At 69.7% G+C, this 19677-nt stretch carries 20 protein-coding genes; 11 read left to right on the forward strand and 9 right to left on the reverse strand.

What is annotated here, in order from left to right:
- Nucleotides 1-1526: 1526 nt before the first annotated feature.
- Nucleotides 1527-2294, reverse strand: a complete 768-nt coding sequence (locus ACFVDP_RS34805) for a hypothetical protein (RefSeq protein WP_383498484.1) — start codon at nucleotides 2292-2294, stop codon at nucleotides 1527-1529.
- A 1077-nt stretch (nucleotides 2295-3371) separates the two neighbouring features.
- Here ACFVDP_RS34805 and ACFVDP_RS34810 point away from each other — a divergent pair.
- On the forward strand, nucleotides 3372-3653 hold the full coding sequence (locus ACFVDP_RS34810) for a hypothetical protein (RefSeq protein ID WP_383498486.1): 282 nt from the start codon (nucleotides 3372-3374) through the stop codon (nucleotides 3651-3653).
- A gap of 8 nt (nucleotides 3654-3661) precedes the next feature.
- Nucleotides 3662-3877, forward strand: a complete 216-nt coding sequence (locus tag ACFVDP_RS34815; protein WP_383498488.1) for a hypothetical protein — start codon at nucleotides 3662-3664, stop codon at nucleotides 3875-3877.
- A 42-nt stretch (nucleotides 3878-3919) separates the two neighbouring features.
- On the opposite strand, the gene ACFVDP_RS34820 is transcribed toward ACFVDP_RS34815, so the two are convergent.
- Both ACFVDP_RS34820 and ACFVDP_RS34825 read right to left on the reverse strand, forming a co-directional pair.
- Nucleotides 3920-5338, reverse strand: a complete 1419-nt coding sequence (locus ACFVDP_RS34820; RefSeq protein ID WP_383498490.1) for an NAD(P)/FAD-dependent oxidoreductase — start codon at nucleotides 5336-5338, stop codon at nucleotides 3920-3922.
- 11 nt (nucleotides 5339-5349) lie between these two features.
- Complete coding sequence (locus tag ACFVDP_RS34825) at nucleotides 5350-6030, reverse strand: rhomboid-like protein (RefSeq protein WP_383498547.1); 681 nt, start codon at nucleotides 6028-6030, stop codon at nucleotides 5350-5352.
- Between the two features lie 33 nt (nucleotides 6031-6063).
- On the opposite strand from ACFVDP_RS34825, the gene ACFVDP_RS34830 reads away from it, so the two are divergent.
- Nucleotides 6064-6957 carry an aminoglycoside phosphotransferase family protein gene (locus tag ACFVDP_RS34830; RefSeq protein WP_383498491.1) on the forward strand — a complete coding sequence of 298 codons (894 nt, stop codon included), beginning with the start codon at nucleotides 6064-6066 and terminating at the stop codon, nucleotides 6955-6957.
- A gap of 328 nt (nucleotides 6958-7285) precedes the next feature.
- Entirely contained in the window at nucleotides 7286-7759 is a 474-nt protein-coding gene (locus ACFVDP_RS34835) for a GNAT family N-acetyltransferase (RefSeq protein ID WP_383498493.1), read from the forward strand.
- A 16-nt stretch (nucleotides 7760-7775) separates the two neighbouring features.
- Here ACFVDP_RS34835 and ACFVDP_RS34840 read toward each other — a convergent pair whose 3' ends face one another.
- Nucleotides 7776-8783, reverse strand: coding sequence for a zinc-binding dehydrogenase (locus ACFVDP_RS34840; RefSeq protein ID WP_383498495.1), 1008 nt, complete (start codon nucleotides 8781-8783; stop codon nucleotides 7776-7778).
- A gap of 117 nt (nucleotides 8784-8900) precedes the next feature.
- On the opposite strand from ACFVDP_RS34840, the gene ACFVDP_RS34845 reads away from it, so the two are divergent.
- A complete protein-coding gene (locus ACFVDP_RS34845; RefSeq protein WP_383498497.1) occupies nucleotides 8901-9581 on the forward strand; it encodes a pentapeptide repeat-containing protein in 681 nt (226 codons plus the stop codon).
- A 21-nt stretch (nucleotides 9582-9602) separates the two neighbouring features.
- Here the strand turns inward: ACFVDP_RS34845 and ACFVDP_RS34850 are convergent, their stop codons facing one another.
- From ACFVDP_RS34850 to ACFVDP_RS34860, 3 genes are all read right to left on the reverse strand, one after another.
- The gene (locus ACFVDP_RS34850) at nucleotides 9603-10103 is read right to left on the reverse strand and encodes a hypothetical protein (RefSeq protein WP_383498550.1); all 501 of its coding nucleotides are present in this window, start codon (nucleotides 10101-10103) and stop codon (nucleotides 9603-9605) included.
- Between the two features lie 53 nt (nucleotides 10104-10156).
- Entirely contained in the window at nucleotides 10157-10789 is a 633-nt protein-coding gene (locus tag ACFVDP_RS34855) for a response regulator (protein WP_383498499.1), read from the reverse strand.
- Between the two features lie 343 nt (nucleotides 10790-11132).
- Complete coding sequence (locus ACFVDP_RS34860; protein WP_383498501.1) at nucleotides 11133-12326, reverse strand: sensor histidine kinase; 1194 nt, start codon at nucleotides 12324-12326, stop codon at nucleotides 11133-11135.
- A gap of 204 nt (nucleotides 12327-12530) precedes the next feature.
- On the opposite strand from ACFVDP_RS34860, the gene ACFVDP_RS34865 reads away from it, so the two are divergent.
- The 4 genes from ACFVDP_RS34865 to ACFVDP_RS34880 all read left to right on the forward strand — a co-directional run bounded on the left by ACFVDP_RS34865 (nucleotide 12531) and on the right by ACFVDP_RS34880 (nucleotide 16428).
- Entirely contained in the window at nucleotides 12531-13085 is a 555-nt protein-coding gene (locus ACFVDP_RS34865; RefSeq protein ID WP_383498503.1) for a heme-binding protein, read from the forward strand.
- Between the two features lie 172 nt (nucleotides 13086-13257).
- The gene (locus ACFVDP_RS34870; RefSeq protein WP_383498505.1) at nucleotides 13258-13848 is read left to right on the forward strand and encodes an ankyrin repeat domain-containing protein; all 591 of its coding nucleotides are present in this window, start codon (nucleotides 13258-13260) and stop codon (nucleotides 13846-13848) included.
- Nucleotides 13845-14984, forward strand: coding sequence for a YncE family protein (locus tag ACFVDP_RS34875; protein WP_383498507.1), 1140 nt, complete (start codon nucleotides 13845-13847; stop codon nucleotides 14982-14984). Before ACFVDP_RS34870 ends, ACFVDP_RS34875 begins: the two co-directional genes overlap by 4 nt.
- 37 nt (nucleotides 14985-15021) lie before the next feature.
- The gene (locus ACFVDP_RS34880) at nucleotides 15022-16428 is read left to right on the forward strand and encodes a M1 family metallopeptidase (protein WP_383498509.1); all 1407 of its coding nucleotides are present in this window, start codon (nucleotides 15022-15024) and stop codon (nucleotides 16426-16428) included.
- A gap of 83 nt (nucleotides 16429-16511) precedes the next feature.
- Here ACFVDP_RS34880 and ACFVDP_RS34885 read toward each other — a convergent pair whose 3' ends face one another.
- Nucleotides 16512-17087, reverse strand: coding sequence for a TerD family protein (locus ACFVDP_RS34885; RefSeq protein WP_383498511.1), 576 nt, complete (start codon nucleotides 17085-17087; stop codon nucleotides 16512-16514).
- 190 nt (nucleotides 17088-17277) lie between these two features.
- Here ACFVDP_RS34885 and arfB point away from each other — a divergent pair, with 190 nt between their 5' ends.
- A complete protein-coding gene (gene arfB / locus ACFVDP_RS34890) occupies nucleotides 17278-17703 on the forward strand; it encodes an alternative ribosome rescue aminoacyl-tRNA hydrolase ArfB (RefSeq protein WP_383498513.1) in 426 nt (141 codons plus the stop codon).
- Nucleotides 17704-18012: 309 nt separating this feature from the next.
- On the opposite strand, the gene ACFVDP_RS34895 is transcribed toward arfB, so the two are convergent.
- The gene (locus ACFVDP_RS34895) at nucleotides 18013-18597 is read right to left on the reverse strand and encodes a flavin reductase family protein (RefSeq protein WP_383498515.1); all 585 of its coding nucleotides are present in this window, start codon (nucleotides 18595-18597) and stop codon (nucleotides 18013-18015) included.
- A 363-nt stretch (nucleotides 18598-18960) separates the two neighbouring features.
- Between ACFVDP_RS34895 and ACFVDP_RS34900 the strand changes: the two genes are divergently transcribed.
- On the forward strand, nucleotides 18961-19677 hold a 717-nt coding region (locus ACFVDP_RS34900), incomplete at its 3' end, for a GAF domain-containing protein (RefSeq protein WP_383498517.1).

Raw genomic sequence — 19677 nt, forward strand, 5'->3', positions numbered from 1 at the left:
TATCCGAGAAATCCCCCTATGGGCCAGGATCCAAGGTCTGTTTACCAAAGCCGCGAACCCCAGCCTGCGGGCATTGCGGGACAACCTTTAGGCCGGTCGGTCCTGTGGTTCTAGGTGCCATGACCACCACGCCGAAAAGGCGCCAGCCCTAATTCGCTTGATTACCCCCCCTAAACAAATCAGCTATTTTTCGCTGGGCTGCTTGCGGAATCTTTGGTAAGTGCCTTATCTAGCGTCCCTCTAATTATGTCACGCGCGGCGTCGCCAGTAGGCAAAGCAGAAAGAACGGCTGTCGCAAGTAGCAGTACTCGCGCTCCGTCGGCAGAATCCCCCACTCCTGGAAGGATTGGAATCAGGAGTGCCGCAGCAGCAATAATCAGAGACGGCGTGATTCGTCGAAAAGTGCGAGCTGGGCGCGATATGAGGGATACTTCCGCCGTATTTTCGAGTAGCTCATCCCAGTTTCCGTACGCGGCAGAAATAGCCCCAGCTAAAACCCTGGCACAAATCTGATCGTATTGCTCGTGAGTATGAATTTCCGCCACCTCCTCTCCGATCTCACGGAGGGTTGCAGCGATACGCGCATGATCCTGGCGTATTCTCCTTCGTAGAGAGCGTTCCCTCCAGTTCGCAGTGCGAAGGGGGACGGGGTTCAACTCTATTGCTCTTGCCGTGACATTGATTCTTCCACGGATCATCCTCAGGGTCCGAGGGTGAAGGTACCTGGGTCTATTAACGTGCAGCTGCCAGGCGAGGTAATGAAGGCGCCAGACGACTTGATCGACCGTTTCCTCGCCTGCGGGGCGTATATGTCTGTCAAGGAACGACCATAGTGTCGTAATCCAGCGTCGCGTGGCGAGTCCAAGAACGAAACCGCCGCCGATTAGAATCTGCCAACCAATTGGCCAGCTTCCGTAACGCGGGATCGTGAATATTATCGCCCATGGAAGTCCTACGAAACTAATGCCTACGAGTAATGCACATGCAATGAGCAGGAGGTCGAAGGTCGCCTCCGCTTCGGGGCGATATCGGACATCGCGTCGAAGAATTTCTAATATTTCACTCCTTCCAGCCCAAAGGGCTCCAACTGAGACCGTGACTGCCAGTATTTCTATCTGGGTAACAAGTGATACCCCTAAGGCTCCCGCAGGTTTTGACAGGCTGGGCGTGAGCCCGTCATTGAGGAGCCAAAGGAGGAGTGCCCCGCCAGTCAGGGTTAAGACCCCTGCAAATAAGACTGCGGATTTCTCATTTCTTTGCCTCAGCCCTTCCGGAGAGAACACTCCTACGGCGGCCCATTGGGCCGCATCTATTAACTTCTCTCGCTTGTCTGGATCTTGAATATCTAGATCCAATGCAACCCGTCTTCGGATCTTTAAGTCCTCGTCTCGGGTTTCTCGTTCGTCGACCTCTCGCTGTTGAGGGCTAGAGCCAAACCGATACCAATGCCATATTCTAGAAGATATGCCCATCTCGCCCCCGAGTTCCTCTAGGCTCCGCCGGATTGGCCAGCGGAGCCTTTGGCGTCAGTACCTTCTCGCGTCTGAGAGGGCAGCCGCAGCGCTTTTGATGTTGTCGGCCGCATTGTTGAGGGCTGAGGGCAGGTCTGCCACACGCTTCAGAGCTTGAGCGGCAGAGATCAGCAAGGAGACGTTGTCTTGCAGATGCGCGAGGTCTTCTCCCGCTTCCATCAGTAAAGGCGCGCTGTCCGGGAGGTGCGCTAGGTTCCGGCTCGCCTCGTAAACCATCCAGGCCGCGTCCTCTGAGACGCCGGGGGTGCGGCCCTGCAGGCGCTCAAGATCCGACCTGAGGACGCGGAGGAGGGATGAGAGCTCCGGCACTTGGTTCGCGAGCGCCCCTAGGAGCGGAACAAGGCGATCGACGTACTGTGCTTGAGCCTCCTGGAGCATCTTGAGCAGGCGTGCTTCGGTTAGTCCGCTCAGCCCAGCTAGAGCGTCCTTTCCGTCGGCTTCGCGAGCACGCTTCCATCCCTCAAGGATGGCCACCGTGTATTTTTCGCCGTCCACGCCATCCACTCGCTTGTGGTGCACATTGCATAACAGCAACAGGTTGGCGAAGCTGTTCCGCTCTTTCACATCCCAAGCTGGATCGAACCTCTTGCCACCTGCCTTTAGGGCGCGGATGTGGGCGATGTCCAGGTTGAGGACGGGCTTACCGTCGATGATGCGCACTGTCGGTGCGCCACAGCGAGGGGCGTAGCAGCCGCCCCTCGCAAGGGTCATGAGGGCAGCGATGGTGGTGTTGTCGTAGTTCCGGTGCGGCTCGTCGGCCATGACGTCCTCCTCGGCTCAGCATGGTTGCTTGAAACCATAAGGAACGGCGCTGGCAACTTCCTTGGCGTGGAACGGAGTTGGCGGTTTCTCGGCCTATGGAGGCTGGTCTCGGACTCGTTCTCATGTGCGGTTCAGTTCCAGCAGGCCCATGCTGCCCAGGTGTGTCCTTAGTCACACTCTTCGGCGGGGTGGCGGAGGAGGCGCTGGTGCGAAAGGCAACCTCCGCTGAAGTGTCCGCCACTCTGCCTGAACAGGTGTCGCGCTCGGTGCGCGATCCGGCGAAGCGAGTAGAGGTCGCATGTTGCGGGGGCTGCAAGGTTGCGACCTGGGGTAACGAACGCAACAACTGTCGCGTGTGTAGCTACAGACTTGACTCTTATAGCTATACGACATCGCAGCTCTTCATTGCGATGTAATGAGTTACGCCGCTTGGCGGATGGTGTTCGCGTCAGTTAATCGCGAACGTCTGGAGAGAGGGGGCGGAGGGTGCGTAACCTCCGCCCAATGGGCCACTCTGTGGGCACCAGTTCACGGCGCTCTGCTCCCGCCAACTTCGCGGGCGGACGGGAGCAGAGCGCTTGACCCTTAGGAGAGCCATGCCGAGTGTCGCGCAGTGCCTACCACTTCCGTCAAGCGCCCTTCAGGTGCGCTGGCTTGTCGTGGTGATTCTCGTCCTCGTCGCCGCCGTGTCCCGCCCCGTCGCTGAGGTACTTGGCTTCGCTGCCAGTGCGGTCGCAGTGGCGGGCTTCGTGCCCCGAAAGCGTCACGGCGCGGCTGAATGAACACCGGGCCGCAGTTCCTGGCTCCCGATCAACCTCGCGGTTGACGGCAGTCGTTGACGGCAACAGAGGTGGACGCCGTTGTATCGATGCGCCCACCCACGTACGCTGCGACGCCTAGACCTACCCCTGTTGGCAGATCCACGGACGCTGAAACAGAACTTGTAAAGCGAAGGTCGTCGGTTCGAATCCGACAGGGGGCTCGGGTACCGATCGGAGAGGACGGGCCATGGCTGTCGGCCGTGGCCCGTCCTTTCCGCTGCTGGTCCCGTTCCGCAACCGTCTCGGGGGAGATCACATGAAGCGCGCTCTCGCAGTCCTGGCCACCGTCGTCGTGCTCGCCGCGCCGCTGACCGCCTGCAGCGGCTCGAAGTCCGTCAGCGGCACCGTCGTCAGCAAGAACACCGACCGTGACTGCTCGACGAAGAAGAAGCACGGCAAGCGGACCCGCAGCTGCCACACGGAGTACGAGCTCCAGGTCCGCACGAAGAGCGGCGACCAGGAAGAGGTCGACGTCAGCAGCGGCGACTACGCCGACTGCGTCGAGGGGTCCAAGTACCCCAAGTGCACCACCCGCTAGGGGGAGGCATGGCCTCGATCATCGTTCTGTTCTCCGTGCTGGCGCTGCTGGTCGGCGCGCTGGTCCTCAAGCTGCTGACCCGCTCGGGCGGGCACACCGATAACGCCGACGGGCTGCGGATCGAGCAGGCCAGGCGGAACCAGGCGAGCGCCGACCGCAGCACGTACAACGCCGCGAGCGTCCACAACCTGCCGCCGTCGTTCCGGGACACGCCCCGGAGCTGACCCGCTCCCGCGACGGCGCGCTGCCGTCGCGGGAGCCCGCGGTCAGTGGCGGCCCGCCACCCGGTCCGCGATCTTCGCCAGGCGGGACGAGTCCCCGGTGTTGGTGGTCAGCTCGCGGCGGTCGGCGGCGTAGTACGTGGCGTACATGCCGTGCACGCCCAGCCAGCGGAAGGGCTCCGGCTCCCACTTGCGGACCTTGTGGTTCACCCAGGGCAGGGTCGTGAGGTCGGTCGGGCCCGCCTGGCCCGAGTCCTGCTGGACCAGGTCGCGCAGCGTGCGGGCGGCCAGGTTGGCGGTGGCGACGCCCGAGCCGACGTAGCCGCCGGCCCAGCCCAGGCCCGTGGAGCGGTCCAGGGTGACCGTGGCGCACCAGTCGCGCGGCACCCCGAGGACACCGGACCAGGCGTGGTCGATGCCGACCCCGGCGAGCTGGGGGAAGAAGCGGTGCAGGATCGCGGTCAGGGCCTCGATCGTCTGCGGCTGGGTGCGGCCGTCGTTGTCCGTCTTCGAGCCGTAGCGGTACGGGTAGCCGCGGCCGCCGAGCGCGATCCGGCCGTCGGCGGTGCGCTGCGCGTACATGTACGCGTGCGCCATGTCGCCGAGCGTCTCGCGGCCCGCCCAGCCGATCGACTCCCACTGCGCCTCGGTCAGCGGCTGCGTGGCGATCATCGACGAGTTCATGGGCAGCCAGGTGCGGCGCTGGCCCTTGAGCGAGGCCGTGAAGCCCTCCGTGCAGCGCAGTACGTACGGGGCGCGGACCGTGCCGTAGGGCGTGATCGCGTGCTTCGGCTTGATCTCCGTGACCGGCGTCGACTCGTGGATGGTGACGCCGAGCGCCTCCACGGCCCTCGCCAGGCCCTTGACCAGCTTCACGGGGTGCAGCCGCGCGCCGTGCGGGGTCCAGGTGGAGCCGACCGCGCCCGCGACCCGGACCCGCTCCGCCGTCTCGCGGGCGCCGTGCAGGGTGCGGTCCTTCTCCCCGTACGTGAGTTCAGCCTCGTGGAACGCCTTCAGGCGGGCCAACTGTGCTGGGGTGTAGGCGACTTCGAGTACGCCGCCGTGGTGGACGTCCGCGTCGATCGACTCGGCGCGGGCCACGTCGACGACCTCGGTGACCGTCGCGTTCATCGCCTGCTGGAGACGGACCGCCGCCTCGTGGCCGTGCAGTTTGGCGTAGCGGTCGCGGCCCGCGATGCCGTTGTAGAGCCAGCCGCCGTTGCGCCCCGAGGCGCCGTAGCCGCAGAACTTCTGCTCCAGGACCGTGATGCGCAGGAAGGGCGCGGCCTGCTTCAGGTAGTACGCCGTCCACAGTCCCGTGTAGCCGCCGCCGACGATCACGACGTCGGCGCTCGCGTCGCCGGACAGGGGCTCGCGGCCGTCGGGGATGCCGTCGTCGGCGTACCAGAACGATATGCCGCCGTTGGCTGTATGTCCGCCGTTCCCGCTGTTCACGCTGCTCATGCGGCGGGACGCTATCGCACCGGGGCGACGGCTGCCCAGGCCCGGCGCAGGGCCGCGAGGGGGTCCCAGTCGGCGCCGGGGCGGTTGCGGGTGACCGGGAAGCAGGCCAGGCCGATCAGGACCGAGGCGAAGTGGCCCAGGTCGGTGAAGGTGCGGCCGGTGATCAGCGGAGCGCCGTAGACGACGAGGACCCCGGCCGCGTACACGTACCGCCAGGGGTGCGCGAAGCGGTACGTGAGGACGGCGACGACGCCCGCGAGCGCGTAACTCACGCCCACGTCCAGGGTGTTGACCATGGATACGGGTGCGTGGCCGTGCCGGATCGCCCACAGCAGGGCGCCCTCGCTGATGTAGGTGGCGCCGATGTGCGCGGTGCCGAGGACGAGCAGCCAGCGGCCGGTGCCCAGCCAGCGTTCGGCGGGCGCGTGGAAGAGCGTGTAGAGGACCGCGTACGGGAGCCAGCCGCTGCCGTCGATCCACAGCGCGCTCTGCACGAGGACGCGGAAGGGGTGGGTCGACAGGGCGTGGATGTTGGTGGAGCGGTCGCCGAGGAACGCGTCGAGGGTGTCCGGGGCCATCTGGCGCATGACGATCGTGGTGACCAGGAGGATCGCCAGCCAGACATAGGTGCCCGGGGCGCTGCGGACCCAGTCCCGTACAGCGTCCCGGACCCTGCGGAGAAAACGGTGCATGGTCGATTCAGGCACGTCGGTAAGGTCGGGCGGATGATCGACATTCCGGACGGGTTGGTGCAGTCGCAGTTTACCTACGCGGGGGAGGCCGGACGAGCGTTCATCGCGGCGCTGCCCGCGCGGGTGGAGGAGTTCGTCGAGCGGTGGGGGCTGCGGGTGGAGGGGCCCGCGATGCACGGGATGGCGGCGCTGGTGCTGCCGGTGGTGCGGCGGGCCGACGGGACGCCCGCCGTGGTGAAGTTCCAGGTCCTCGACGAGGAGACGGAGGGCGAGCCGGTCGCGCTGCGGGTGTGGGACGGCGACGGGGCCGTCCGGCTGCTCGACCACGACCCCGGTACGGGCACGATGCTGCTCGAACGGCTCGACGCCGCGCGGATGCTGAGCGTCGTGGAGGACTCGCGGGAGGCGGTGACCGTCATCGCCGGGCTCCTCGCCCGGCTCACCGCCGGGCCCGCCCCGGACGGCATGCGGCGGCTGGCGGACATCGCGGCGGCGATGCTCGCCGAGGTGCCGGGGGCGCTTGCGCGGATCGGTGATCCCGTTCAGCGGGGGCTCGTCGCGGACTGTGCGGCGGCGCTGCGGGAGGTCGCCGCCGACGGCGGTGGGGATCGGCTGCTGCACTGGGACCTGCACTTCGAGAACGTGCTGGCGACGGTCGACGGGCGCGAGCCGTGGGTCGCCATCGACCCGAAGCCGCTCGCCGGTGATCCCGGGTTCGACCTGTGGCCCGCGCTCGACAACCGCTTCGAGAGCGACGAGGTGCTCTGGCGGTTCGAGGCGATGACCGCCGCGGTGGGGCTTGATCGGGAGCGGGCTCGGGGGTGGACGCTGGGGCGGGTGGTGCAGAACGTGTTGTGGGACGTCGAGGACGGGCGGGCGCTCAGCGCCGATCATCTGGAGGTTGCGCGGAGGTTGTTGGGGAGGTGAGGTGGGGGGCCTGTCGGTCGGGTGCGGGTCGCGTCGTGGCTGGTCGCGCAGTTCCCCGCGCCCCTTGTCGGGTTGTCGGTCGGGTGCGGGCCGGTGGGGGCTGGTCGCGCAGTTCCTCGCGCCCCTGGAGATGCGCACTTCGTGCGCCATCTCCATCAAGGCGCGCCACCTGCCCAAGGGGGAGGCGCGCGAAGCGCAGCCTTCAGGGGCGCGGGGAACTGCGCGAGAAGCCCCACCGGGCCGCAGACGAACAACAAACCCAGGGGCGCGGGGAACTGCGCGACCAGCCCCCACCGGAGCCGCGGCCGTCTACGCGTAATCTGCCCCGATGATCCGTACAGCCAGGGCCGAAGACATCCCCGTCGTCCACGCGATGATCCGCGAACTCGCCGCGTACGAGAAGGTTCCGGACGAAGCGCGGGCCAGTGAGCAGCAGCTGCGGGAAGCGCTGTTCGGCGAGCGGCCCGCGGCCTTCGCGCACATCGCCGAGGATGACACCAGCGGCGAGCCGGTCGGGTTCGCGTTGTGGTTCCTGAACTTCTCCACCTGGCGGGGCGTCCACGGCATCTACCTGGAGGACCTGTACGTCCGCCCGGAAGCGCGCGGCGGCGGCCACGGCAAGGCACTGCTCACCGAACTCGCGCGGATCTGCGTCGAGCGGGGCTACGAGCGTCTGGAGTGGTCGGTGCTGAACTGGAACCAGCCCTCGATCGACTTCTACCGGGCGCTCGGAGCGCGGCCGCAGGACGAGTGGACCGTCTACCGGCTGACGGACGGCGCGCTGGCGAAGCTCGGCGGCTGAACCGGCGCGCGTTCGGTCACGGCTCCAGTACCACCTTGCCCGTCGTGCCCCTCGATTCGAGGGCCCGGTGGGCGGCGGCGGCCCCGGACAGCGGGAAGCGGTCGACGGCCGGGGCCAGGACGCCCCGGGACGCCAGGTCGAGGGCGGCGACTTCCAGGGTGCGTATCGGGTCCGCGCCGCCGACCTGCCGCAGCATCGCGGGGCCGAGCGTCCGTACCTGCGTGATGCCGCGCCGGGTCTGCTCGGCCTCGTCGAGGAGCAGCGGGCCCGCCGTGTCGCCGATGCCCTGGGCGGACCAGCCGAAGATCAGGTGCCGGCCGCCGGGGCCGAGCAGGTCGAGCGCGGCGGCCGTGGTGGCGCCGCCGACCCCGTCGAAGAGGTCCGTGACCCGCCGCTCGCCCAGGAACTCCCGTACGCGGGCGGGCCAGCCGGGATCGGTGTAGTCGACGGCGAGGTCCGCGCCGTTCGCCTCGACGCGGCGGGTCTTGGCGGGGCCGCCGGCCAGCCCGACGACGGTGCCGCCGGCGTGCTTCACGTACTGCACGAGGAGCGTGCCGATGCCGCCCGCCGCCGCCGGGATCAGGGCGACCGTGTCCGGGGTGACGGTGGTGAAGGCGAGGATGCCGAGGGCGGTGCGGCCGGTGCCGATCAGGGCCACCGCCTGCGCCGCGTCGAGCGGGGCCGGGATCTCGTGCAGGCGGTCCGTGCCGGTGACGGCGAGTTCCGCGTAGCCGCCGGGGGCCATGCCCAGGTGGGCGACGACCCGCTTGCCGAGCCAGGCGGGGTCGGTGTCCGCGCCGAGCGACTCGACCGTGCCGGCGACCTCGCGGCCGGGGACGGTGGGCAGCGCGGGGAGTTCGGGGGACGGGCCCCGGATGCCCTGGCGGAGGGCGGTGTCGAGCAGGTGCACGCCCGCGGCCTCGACCGCGACGCGGACCTGGCCGGGGCCCGGCTCCGGGGCCTCGGTCTTCTCGTACGTGAGGTTGTCGGCGGGGCCGAAGGCGTGCAGGCGGATGGCGTGCATGGGCGCTCCCATGGGTGGGCGGCCGCGTTCTGCGGCGCCGGGCGGCCAGTCTTCGACCTCAAGCTCTGTTGAGGTCAAGGCTGCCTCGTTGTCAGTGGGGGAGTGCAGCATGGGGGCATGGCGACGGAACGGCGTGGTGCGGCGGCGAAGGTGAAGAGGGCGCGGCGGCCGGAGGTGCGGCTGCCTCCGCTCGTGCCGTGGGAGGGCGCGGGCCTGGAGCCGGACGGGGACTATGACGGGGTGGAGTTCCGGGGCGTGGACTTCGCCGGGCAGGAGGGGATCGGGGCGCGGTTCATGGACTGCGCGGTGGAGGGGTGCGCCTTCGACGGGACGGGGCTCGCGCGGGCCCGGATCATCGACTCGACGCTGACCGGGATCAGAGGCGTCGGCACGGACCTGTCGGAGGCGTCGCTGCGGGACGTCGAGGTGGTGGACGCGCGGCTCGGCGGGGTGCAGCTGCACGGGTCCGTCCTGGAGCGGGTGGTGATCCGCGGCGGCAAGATCGACTACCTGAACCTGCGGAAGGCGAGGCTGAAGGACGTCGTCTTCGACGGGTGCGTGCTGGTGGAGCCGGACTTCGGGGGAGCGCGCCTGGAGCGGGTGGAGTTCACCGGGTGCGTGCTGAAGGGGGCGGATCTGACGGGCGTGACGCTGACCGACGTCGACCTGCGGGAGGCGGCGGAGCTGGGCATCGCGCGGGGCGTCGACCGGCTCGGCGGGGCCGTGATCTCGCCGGGGCAGCTCTTCGATCTGGCGGGGGCGTTCGCGACGCAGTTGGGGGTGCGGGTGGAGGGGTGAGGGGGGGAGTGGGGGGGCGGGTCAGGCGAGGCGCGGGAAGCGGCCCTGGAGGTCCCAGATCACCGGGTTGTCCGCCAGGTCCTCGTGCATGTCGGTGAGGTCCGCGATCAGGTCGTGCAGGAAGTCCCGTGCCTCGCGGCGCAGTTCGGAGTGGGAGAAGGTCAGCGGGGGCTCGTGGCCCTCCATCCAGTCGGCCTCGATGTCGACCCAGCCGAAGCGGCGCTCGAAGAGCATGCGGTCGGTGGACTCGGTGAAGTCCAGGTCCGCGTACTGCGGGGTCGCCGAGCGGCTGCCGCGCGGGTCCTTGTCGAGCTGCTCGACGATGTCGCACAGCGCCCACGCGAAGTCCAGCACCGGCACCCATCCCCAGGCTGTGGACAGCTCCCGGTCGGCCTTGGTGTCGGCCAGGTACACGTCGCCGCAGAACAGGTCGTGGCGCAGCGTGTGGACGTCCGCGCGACGGTAGTCCGTCTGCGGGAGGTCCGGGAAGCGGCGGGAGAGGGCGTAGCCGATGTCGAGCACGGGGTCGATGGTGTCATGCCCCGGCCTGCTCGGCTCCGGGTGGCGGTCGCCGGTCACGGCAGCAGGCGCTGCTCCTTCGCGACCGCCACGGCGCCCGCCCGGGTGTCCACGCCGAGCTTGTCGTAGATCCGGCCCAGGTGGGTCTTGACCGTGGCCTCGCTGATGAACAGGGCCTTGGCGATCTCGCGGTTGCCCAGGCCGTGCGCGAGCTGGGCCAGGATGTCGCGTTCGCGGTCGGTGAGGGTGGGGCGGGGTTTGCGCATGTTCGCCATCACGCGGGACGCGACCGGGGCCGAGAGGGCCGTGCGGCCTTGTGCCGCCGCGTGGATCGCCGCGAAGAGTTCTTCGGGGCGTTCGGCTTTGAGGAGGTAGCCCGTGGCGCCGGCCTCGATGGCGCGGGTGATGTCGGCGTCGGTGTCGTAGGTGGTCAGGACCAGGACGTGCGGGGTGGGGGCCGGGCCCGTCGTGAGGCGGCGGGTGGTTTCGACTCCGTCGATGCCCGGGCCCAGCTGGAGGTCCATCAGGACGACGTCCGGGGTGAGTTTCGCGGTGAGCGCGATGGCTTCTTCGCCGGTGCCTGCCTCGCCGACTACCTCGATGTTGTCGGCGCTGTCCAGGAGGGCGAGGAGGCCTGCTCTGACGACCACGTGGTCATCGCAGAGGAGTAGGCGGACCTGGGGTGTCATGGGGTTCCTTGTCTGGGCTGTCGGTCGTGTGCGGGTCGCGTCGTGGCTGGGTGCGCAGTTCCCCGCGCCCCTTTTCGGGTTGTCGGTCGTGTGCGGGCCGGTGGGGGCTGGTCGCGCAGTTCCCCGCGCCCCTGGAGATGCGCACTTCGTGCGCTGTCTCCATCAAGGCGCGCCACCCACCCATGGCGGAGGCGCAGCCTCCGAGGGGAGGCGGCGCGAAGCGCCTGCCTCAGGGGCGCGGGGAACTGCGCGAGAAGCCCCACCGGGCCGCAGGTGAAGGACTACCCAGGGGCGCGGGGAACTGCGCGAGAAGCGGCCAACGGGCCGCGGACGGACGACGGGGTCACGGTTCCCGCAAGGGGATGGAGGCCGAGAGGACGGTGCCCTCGTTGGGGGTGGATTCGATGGTGAGGGTGCCGCCTAGTTGGTGGACCCGGGCTCGTATCGCCGGGAGACCGTGACCGCGTACTCCGGGCACGACGCCCACCCCGGGATCGAACCCCCGGCCGTCGTCGGCGACATCCAGGACCACCTGATCGTCGAGGAGGGTGAGGGTCACGGCCGCGCCGGAGGCCCCGGCATGTTCGCGTACGTTCGCCAGCGCCCCCTGAGCGATCCGCAGCAGCGCCGCCTCGACCCGGTCGGGAAGCCGGACGGGCCCGGCCCGCTCACCGGCGTCGATGTGGACCCGGACCGTGAGCCGCTCCCCGGACGCGCGGGCGGCCACCGCGCGCAGCGCCTCCTCCAGGCCGTGGGCCAGATCGGCGGGGGCCAGATCGTGCACGAAGCGGCGGGCCTCGGTGAGGTTGTGATCGGCGATGGACGCGGCGGTGTGCACATGGGTGCGGGCCTTGCCGGGGTCGGAGGCCCAGACCCGTTCGGCCGCCTGGAGCAGCATCTGCTGGCTGGACAGGCCCTGCGCGAGGGTGTCGTGGATCTCCATGGACAGCCGCTGCCGCTCGGCGAGCGTGCCCGCGCGGCGCTCGGCGGCGGCCAGCTCGCGGCGGGTGCGGATCAGGTCGTCGATGAGGGCGCGCTGCCGGGCCGCCTGCCGCTGCATCTGGAGGAAGACGCCGGCGGCGACCATGGCGACGATGGGCGGCCCGAGCACCAGGTCCGGGTCCCAGCGCCCGGCGAGCCGCACCTGGGAGGCGATGACCAGACCGGTCAGCAGCACCACGAGGGTGAGCGCCGCGCGCGTGGGCAGGGTGCGCAGGCCGGTGTAGAAGAGCGGGATCCCGACCCACGCGAAGCTCGGCGCGAGGATCACGAGCACCACGACCACGGCGACCACGAGGGACAGCCACAGCCGCTGCCGGGCGGTGGAGCGGTGCGGGCCCTGCCAGGCGACGCCGACGACGTAGAGCACGGCGAGGACGGCGCTGAAGGCGATGATCCAGGGCACCCGGGCGCCGCCGGGGTGGCGCAGCAGGAAGCGGGCGAGGGCGACCGCGAGCAGCAGGAAGAACGCGGCGTGCATGAGGGCGGCGAGCCACCGGCTGTCCGTCGCCCCGGCATCGTCCTCGGCGTTCCTCATGGCCACCTCCCGTACCGCTCCGAACTGGGCAAACACTCCCATTGTCGGATGCGCTCCCGCCCCCGGGGTCAACCGATCGGATGACCCCCGGGTCAGCCGCACGGCAGCCGCCGAGCAGCCGGAACGCCGACGGGAACGGGCCGGTTCCGGACCCAGCATGGAGTGCAGAAGGAACGAACGCCCCGCCCCCAGGAGTTGAATCCCATGGCTTCCCTGAAGAACATGTCCCGCCGCGCCCGCATCGCCACCGGCGGTGCCGTCCTGGCCGCCGTCGCCGCCGGAACCTTCGGCACGGTCTCCGCGAACGCCTCGGCCCCGGCCGCCGCCGCGCCCGCCGCCAACGTGAAGAGCGCGACCACCACCACCTCCACGCACCTCTCGATCGACGCCGCGAACAAGGCCGCGCAGGCCGCGCTGCACGCCGCCGAGAAGGACGGCCAGAAGGTCTCCGTCGCCGTCGTCGACCGCAACGGCAACACGATCCTGACCCTGCGCGGCGACGGTGCGGGCCCGCAGTCCTACGAGTCCGCCGAGAAGAAGGCGTACACCGCCGTGTCCTGGAACGCGCCCACCTCCGAGCTGGCCAAGCGGCTGGAGAGCGCCCCCAACCTGAAGGACATCCCCGGCACCCTGTTCCTCGCCGGTGGTGCTCCCGTCACCGCCAAGAACGCCCCGATCGCCGGCATCGGCGTCGCCGGTGCGCCCTCCGGCGACCAGGACGAGAAGTTCGCCCAGGCCGGCGTGGCCGCTCTCCGCTAGTCGGGGCCGGGCTGCACTTCTCGGCACCGAGCGAGTGCAGCCCCCCAGGGGCGCGGGGAACTGCGCGACCAGCCACGATGAACCCGCACCCTGCAATGGCGTGCAGCCCCCGGGGCTCCGCCCCGGACCCCGCTCCTCAAACGCCGGAGGGGCTTGATTGGGAGCCGCCCGAATGAAGAACGACACCCTGCTCACCGCCGCCGCCCAAGGCGACACCGCAACCCTGCGCACCGCCCTCGCGGCCGGCGCCGACCCCGCCATCCGCGACGAGCACCGCAGGACCCCGCTGCTCCTCGCCGCCCTGCACGACCACGTACCGGCCGCGGAGGCGCTCGTCGCGGCGGGGGCCGATCCGAATGCGCAGGACGACCGGTCCGACAGCGCGTGGCTGGTCACCGGGGTCACCGGGTCCGTCGCCATGATGCGCGCGCTGCTGCCCGCCGGTCCCGACCTGAAGGTCACCAACCGGTTCGGCGGCATCTCCCTCATCCCGGCGTCCGAACGCGGCCACGTCGACTACGTGCGGGCCCTGCTCCGCGAGACCGACATCGACGTCGACCACGTCAACCGGCTCGGCTGGACCGCCCTGCTGGAGACGGTGATCCTCGGCGACGGCGGACGCGCGCACCAGGAGATCGTGGAGCTGCTGATCACGGCCGGCGCCACCCCCGACCTCCCGGACGGCGACGGCGTCACGCCCCTGGAGCACGCCGAACGGCGCGGGTTCACCGAGATCGCCGGTCTGCTGAGGGCCGTACGGTGAAACGCCTCGCCCTCGCCGCGACAGCCGTCGCCGTCCTGGTGACGGGCTGCGCCACCACCCACAGCCCCGACACTCCGAGCGCGAACACCAGTACCAGTACGAGTACGAGCACTCAGCCGGACCGTGCGGCGCGCGGCACCGCCGGGAACACCCTCCTAGTCGCCGACTTCGGCGCCGACACCGTCAGCTTCGTCGACCCCGACAAGGGGGTCACGGACTCGGTGACGGTCGGGCGCGCGCCCTACGGGCTCGTCGTCGGTGACGACGGGCGGGCCTGGGTGGCCACCGCCGAGGGCGTCGCCGTCGTCGACACCGCCGCCCGCGAGCGCGTGGCGCTCGTCCCCTACACGACGAAGCACCTCGGCCCGGTCACCGACGGCGAGTACCGCGGCGGCGGCATGGGCATCGCGCTGGCCCCCGACGGCCGGCACGTGTACGTCGGGGTCAACGTCCCGGATGGCAACGGCACGTTGGAGACCCTCGACACCCGCACGCTCGACGTCACGGACACCACCGGCGTCGGCCGCCGCCCCTTCGACGTGGACGTCTCGCGCGACGGCCGCGAGGTGTACGCGACGGACCACGACTCCTTCGACGTCACCGTCCTCGACACCGGCAGCGGCGACACCCGCCGCATCGAGGTCGCCCCCTACGGCACCGAAGGCGGCCTCGGCTCCTGGCTGAAGCCGCACTACGCCGCCGTACGCCCCTCGGACGGCAAGCTGCTGCTGCCCTTCGAGGGCGAGAAGCTGGTCGTCGTCGACCCGGAGACCGGCCGCTCCCGCATCGAGCGGATGACGGCGAACACGCACCAGCACGGCGTCACCGTCACCCCCGACGGCACCCTGTTCGTCGTCGGCACGGGCCCCATCGACCCGGCCGAGGACGAGGGGCCGTCCCTGACCGTGCGCACGAAGGACGGTCGGGAGAAGGTGATCCCCCTCGACGGCCCGCACGAGGACGTCGCCGTCTCCGCCGACGGCCGCACGGCCTACGTCACCGGCGGCTTCACCCGGGACGGCTACTGGGACGGGATCACCGTCGTCGACCTCGACAGCGGCGACACGCGCCGACTGACGGCGGGGGAGCGGCCGTTGGGCATCGCCGTTCTCGAATCCGGGAACGAACGTCCCTGAGCCCGGGAATGGACATAAGGGGTCATAGGATCACGGGGTGCGCAGACACCCCCGCCCCTTGGTCCTGACCGCCGTCGCCCTCCTCACCGCGGCCGCCTGCGGTGGCGGGGTCCACGGTTCGCCCGGCGCCTCAGGCCTGCGCGACCCGTACTTCCCCAAGCTGGGCAACGGCGGCTACGACGTCACCCACTACGCCCTGAACCTCGCCTACGACCCGGACACCCACCGCCTCAAGGGCACCGCCACCCTCACCGCGACCGCGCTCCAGGACCTCAGTGCCTTCAACCTCGATCTGCGGGGGCTCACGGTCGCCGGTGTCACCGTCGACAAGAAGCGGGCGGTGAGCCGCCGCGCGGGGAGCGAGCTGACGGTCCGCCCGTTCGACGAACTGCCGAAGGGGCACACCTTCCGCACGGTCGTGCGCTATTCCGGCGAACCCGTCACCATCACCGACCCCGACGGCTCGGAGGAGGGCTGGCTGCGCACCGCCGACGGCGCGCTCGGTCTCGGCGAACCGACCGGCTCGATGGCCTGGTTCCCCGGCAACCACCACCCCTCCGACAAGGCGACCTACGCGATCGCGGTCACCGTCCCCAAGGGCGTACGGGCCGTGTCCAACGGGGAGTTGACGGGCGCCAAGCGGTCCGCGTACGGCAAGAGCACCACCTACACCTGGCGCGTCACCCAGCCCATGGCGAGTTACGTGGCGACGGTCGCCATCGGGAAGTTCGAGACGCACACGTCCCGGACGCCGGCCGGTATCCCCGTGTACACGGCCGTCGACCCGGAGGAGGCGGAGGCGAGCGAGAAGGTCCTCGCCCGGCTGCCCGAGGTCGTCGACTGGGAGACGCGGACCTTCGGCCCCTACCCGTTCTCCTCCACCGGCGCGATCGTCGCGCGCGAGGGCGACTCCGGGTACGCGCTGGAGACGCAGAACCGGCCGGTCTTCCCCGGCGCCCCCGATGTGGGCCTGCTCGTCCACGAGTTGGCGCACCAGTGGTACGGCGACTCGGTCACCCCGAAGTCGTGGCGCGACATGTGGCTCAACGAGGGCTTCGCCACCTACGCCGAGTGGCTGTGGGAGGAGCAGCACGATGGCGACAGCGCCCAGGAGTCCTTCGACGCGGCGTACGACCATGCGGCGGACTCCGCCGTCTGGGCCTTCCCGCCCGCCGATCCGCCGAGCGCCTCGCACATCTCCGACTCGCCCGTCTACACGCGCGGCGCGATGGTCCTGCACCGGATCCGGAAGACCGTCGGGGACGCCAGGTTCTTCGCGCTGCTGAAGAGCTGGCCCGCCGACCACAAGTACGGCAACGCCGACACGCACGACTTCACGGCCTACGTGGAACGCGCGAACCCCACGAAGAAGGACGCGCTGGCCGAGGTCTGGAAGGACTGGCTCTACGGCAAGGGCAAGCCGGACGAGCCGGACACGCCCTGATCCCGTGCCGGACGCAGGGGAACGGGCCCCGGAGAACAACTCCGGGGCCCGTCCACCTCAGGAACTCAGGAACTCGCCGAACCTCAGACGCTGACGCCGAAGTCCTGCGCGATGCCGACCAGGCCCGAGGCGTAGCCCTGGCCGACGGCGCGGAACTTCCACTCCGCGCCGTTGCGGTACAGCTCGCCGAAGACCATCGCCGTCTCCGTCGCCGCGTCCTCGGAGAGGTCGTAGCGGGCGATCTCGGTGCCGCCGGCCTGGTTGATGATCCGGATGTACGCGTTGCGCACCTGGCCGAAGTTCTGCGAGCGGTTCTCCGCGTCGTAGATCGAGACCGGGAAGACGATCTTGTCGACGTCGGCGGGCAGGCCCGCCAGGTTCACGTTGATCGCCTCGTCGTCGCCGTCGCCCTCACCGGTGCGGTTGTCACCGGTGTGCACGATCGTCTGGTCCGGGGTCTGCTTGTTGTTGAAGAACACGAAGTGGCCGTCCGAGTAGACCTTGCCCTGCGTGTTCACCGCGATCGCCGAGGCGTCGAGGTCGAAGTCGGTACCGGTGGTGGATCGGACGTCCCAGCCGAGGCCCACGGTGACGGCGGTCAGGCCCGGAGCCTCCTTGGTGAGCGAGACGTTGCCACCCTTGGACAGGCTTACAGCCATGGTTCGGGAGTCCCTTCCCTCGTTAAATACGTGCCGTACGGGTGTACGTGCGTAGCCGAAGCTACTCGTACCCGTATGAACGCGATGCGGGGTGGAGAAGGTTCCAGGTCTCTTTACTTTCTTTACCCGCGTTCCGGGCAGGGGGTAAATCCGGGTGACGGGCGGTGCTCCGACGCGCGACCATGGACCCATGTCCGGTCCTTATCCCATCCGCGGTTCGGTCGTCCTTCCGGAGGCCGAGCTGGTCTGGCGTTTCTCGCGGTCGTCCGGGCCGGGCGGGCAGCACGTCAACACCAGCGACTCTCAGGTGGAGCTGCGCTTCGACCTGGCGAACACCAAGGCGCTGCCCGAGGTGTGGAAGGCGCGTGCCCTTGAGCGGCTCGGGGCGCGTCTGGTGGGCGGTGTGGTGACGGTACGGGCGTCCGAGCATCGCTCGCAGTGGCGCAACCGGGAGACGGCTGCCGTGCGGCTCGCCGCGCTTCTTGCCGAGGCCACGGCGCCGCCGCCGAAGCCTCGCCGGGCCACCAAGATTCCGCGGGGTATCAACGAACGCCGCCTCCGCGAAAAGAAAGCCCGCTCCGACACCAAGCGGGGCCGCACGGGCCGCGACTGGTAGCCCCGAATCGCGCAGTTCCCCGCGCCCCTGGGTTGTCCGTTCGTCTGCGGCCCGGTGGCCTCTTCTCGCGCAGTTCCCCGCGCCCCTGGAGATGCGCACTTCGTGCGCTGTCTCCATCAAGGCGCGCCACCCACCCAAGGTGGAGGCGCGCGGAGCGCAGCCTCTGGGGGAGGCGGCGCGAAGCGCCTGCCTCAGGGGCGCGGGGAACTGCGCGAGAAGAGGCCACCGGCCGTCAGCTGAAGGTCAACCCATCAGGGGCGCGGGGAACTGCGCGACCAGCCCCCACCGGGCCGCACTCGACGGACAAGGTCACCCCAGGCCCCGGTACCGCCCCCGGAAGTACATCAGCGGGCCCCCCTCGGCAGAGGGCAGCGCGGCGCTCAGGACGTGGCCGATGTACAGGGTGTGGTCGCCCGCGACGACCCGTTGTTGCGTCCGGCACTCCAGCGTGGCCAGCGCCCCACCCACCAGCGGAGCGTCGGTGTGCTCACCCCGCACGTACGGAATGTCCTCGAACAGCAGCCGGTCACTCAGGCGCCCCTTCATCGCGAAGCGCCCCGCGATGTGGCTCTGCGACTCCGAGAGGAGCGACACCGCCCACAGGGGCTGCTCCTCCAGCAGGTCGTCCATGCGGGAGCCGTTGCGCAGGGACACCATCACCAGCGGCGGATCGAGCGAGACCGACATGAAGGCCGTGGCCGTCATCCCCGCGTCCTCGCCGGGAGGCGCCCCCGCGTCGTCGGGATCGAGCGACGCCTCGCGGGCGGTCAGCAGGACGACACCCGCGGCGAGACGGGACAGGGCGGCGCGGAACTGGTCGTTGCTCACCCCCTCAGCATGCCCGGGGGAGCGTGGTGCGGGGGTGACGGGAGCGGCAGGGGGAGTCTTCAACACATCCCCGACGCTAACCGGGCCACCCCGCGCCCCACATCGGGCCGAGGGCCGAGAGGAGACCTAGGTCCCCCGGCGTACCTTCAAGGGAAAAAGCTCCGGGTTGGGGACGAAACAACCCGATTCAACCCGGTTGACGTGTTCAGGAAACGCACAGAATGCGCCTAGGTATGCTCCTCAAGTCTTCATGTTTTGCTGTGACTTGAGTCACAGGAGGCCTTTTTTGTTGACCCTGTGTACCGAGTGGGGAGCGCGCTGTGATTCAGTGGCGGTCGACACTGCGAGATGAACGTGCTCATGCACGTGCGCGGGGAAAGAGCCGATCAGAGTACTGGAGTGCTGTCGAGGTCTCGGGGAGAGCTGAGCATGGAGACCGAGTCGGAGCCCTACGTCCGTCTTGCGACCCTGCGGCAGCTGCACCACGTGATGGCGGACATGAACGCCGCACGCAGTCTGGCCGACACGCTGCAGACCGTCGCCGACGGGGTCGTGAACGGGCTGGGTTACGAGCTGGCGTGCGTCAACCTCGTACGCCCCGACGGCGATCTCGTCGTCGCCGCCTTCTCCGGCAACTCCGCGGCCGAGGCCCTCATCACCGGCCGGGTCGGCTCCCGCGCCGCCTGGGACCGCAGGCTCACCATGGGCGAGCGCTGGGGCGAGCTCTGCTTCATACCGCACACCGAGGGCTGGGTCCTCGACGAGGACGACGTGCCGCAGTGGTTCACCGACGGCCCGCCGCCCCGCTTCGAGGACGAGTGGCACCCCTCCGACCGCCTCTTCGCCCCCATGTTCGCGACCGGCGCGGCCGGCGGCGAGCTCATCGGCGTCATATCGGTGGACCGCCCGCGCAACGGCCGGATACCCGGCGCCTGGGGCCGCGAGGCCTTGCAGATGTACGCCTTCCAGGCCGCCATCGCCATCAGCAACGCCCGCCTTCGCGCCAACATGCAGCGCGCCCTGGTTCGCCTGGAGCGCGAGCAGCAGGCCCTGCGGGCCAGTGAAGAGAGCTTCCGCCAGGCCTTCGAGTACGCGCCCTCCGGCATGGCCATCGCCGAGATGGGCGGCGACCAGCACGGCCGGATC

The sequence above is a fragment of the Streptomyces sp. NPDC057694 genome (assembly GCF_042799415.1).
GTDB lineage: Bacteria > Actinomycetota > Actinomycetes > Streptomycetales > Streptomycetaceae > Streptomyces.

Coding starts and splice junctions, on each gene's coding strand:
- ACFVDP_RS34870 (WP_383498505.1), top strand. CDS start 13,258: ATGAAGAACGACACCCTGCTCACCGCCGCCGCCCAAGGCGACACCGCA.
- ACFVDP_RS34805 (WP_383498484.1), bottom strand. CDS start 2,294: ATGGCCGACGAGCCGCACCGGAACTACGACAACACCACCATCGCTGCC.
- ACFVDP_RS34855 (WP_383498499.1), bottom strand. CDS start 10,789: ATGACACCCCAGGTCCGCCTACTCCTCTGCGATGACCACGTGGTCGTC.
- arfB (WP_383498513.1), top strand. CDS start 17,278: ATGTCCGGTCCTTATCCCATCCGCGGTTCGGTCGTCCTTCCGGAGGCC.
- ACFVDP_RS34865 (WP_383498503.1), top strand. CDS start 12,531: ATGGCTTCCCTGAAGAACATGTCCCGCCGCGCCCGCATCGCCACCGGC.
- ACFVDP_RS34860 (WP_383498501.1), bottom strand. CDS start 12,326: ATGAGGAACGCCGAGGACGATGCCGGGGCGACGGACAGCCGGTGGCTC.
- ACFVDP_RS34845 (WP_383498497.1), top strand. CDS start 8,901: ATGGCGACGGAACGGCGTGGTGCGGCGGCGAAGGTGAAGAGGGCGCGG.
- ACFVDP_RS34840 (WP_383498495.1), bottom strand. CDS start 8,783: ATGCACGCCATCCGCCTGCACGCCTTCGGCCCCGCCGACAACCTCACG.
- ACFVDP_RS34885 (WP_383498511.1), bottom strand. CDS start 17,087: ATGGCTGTAAGCCTGTCCAAGGGTGGCAACGTCTCGCTCACCAAGGAG.
- ACFVDP_RS34830 (WP_383498491.1), top strand. CDS start 6,064: ATGATCGACATTCCGGACGGGTTGGTGCAGTCGCAGTTTACCTACGCG.
- ACFVDP_RS34820 (WP_383498490.1), bottom strand. CDS start 5,338: ATGAGCAGCGTGAACAGCGGGAACGGCGGACATACAGCCAACGGCGGC.
- ACFVDP_RS34810 (WP_383498486.1), top strand. CDS start 3,372: ATGAAGCGCGCTCTCGCAGTCCTGGCCACCGTCGTCGTGCTCGCCGCG.
- ACFVDP_RS34835 (WP_383498493.1), top strand. CDS start 7,286: ATGATCCGTACAGCCAGGGCCGAAGACATCCCCGTCGTCCACGCGATG.
- ACFVDP_RS34815 (WP_383498488.1), top strand. CDS start 3,662: ATGGCCTCGATCATCGTTCTGTTCTCCGTGCTGGCGCTGCTGGTCGGC.
- ACFVDP_RS34825 (WP_383498547.1), bottom strand. CDS start 6,030: ATGCACCGTTTTCTCCGCAGGGTCCGGGACGCTGTACGGGACTGGGTC.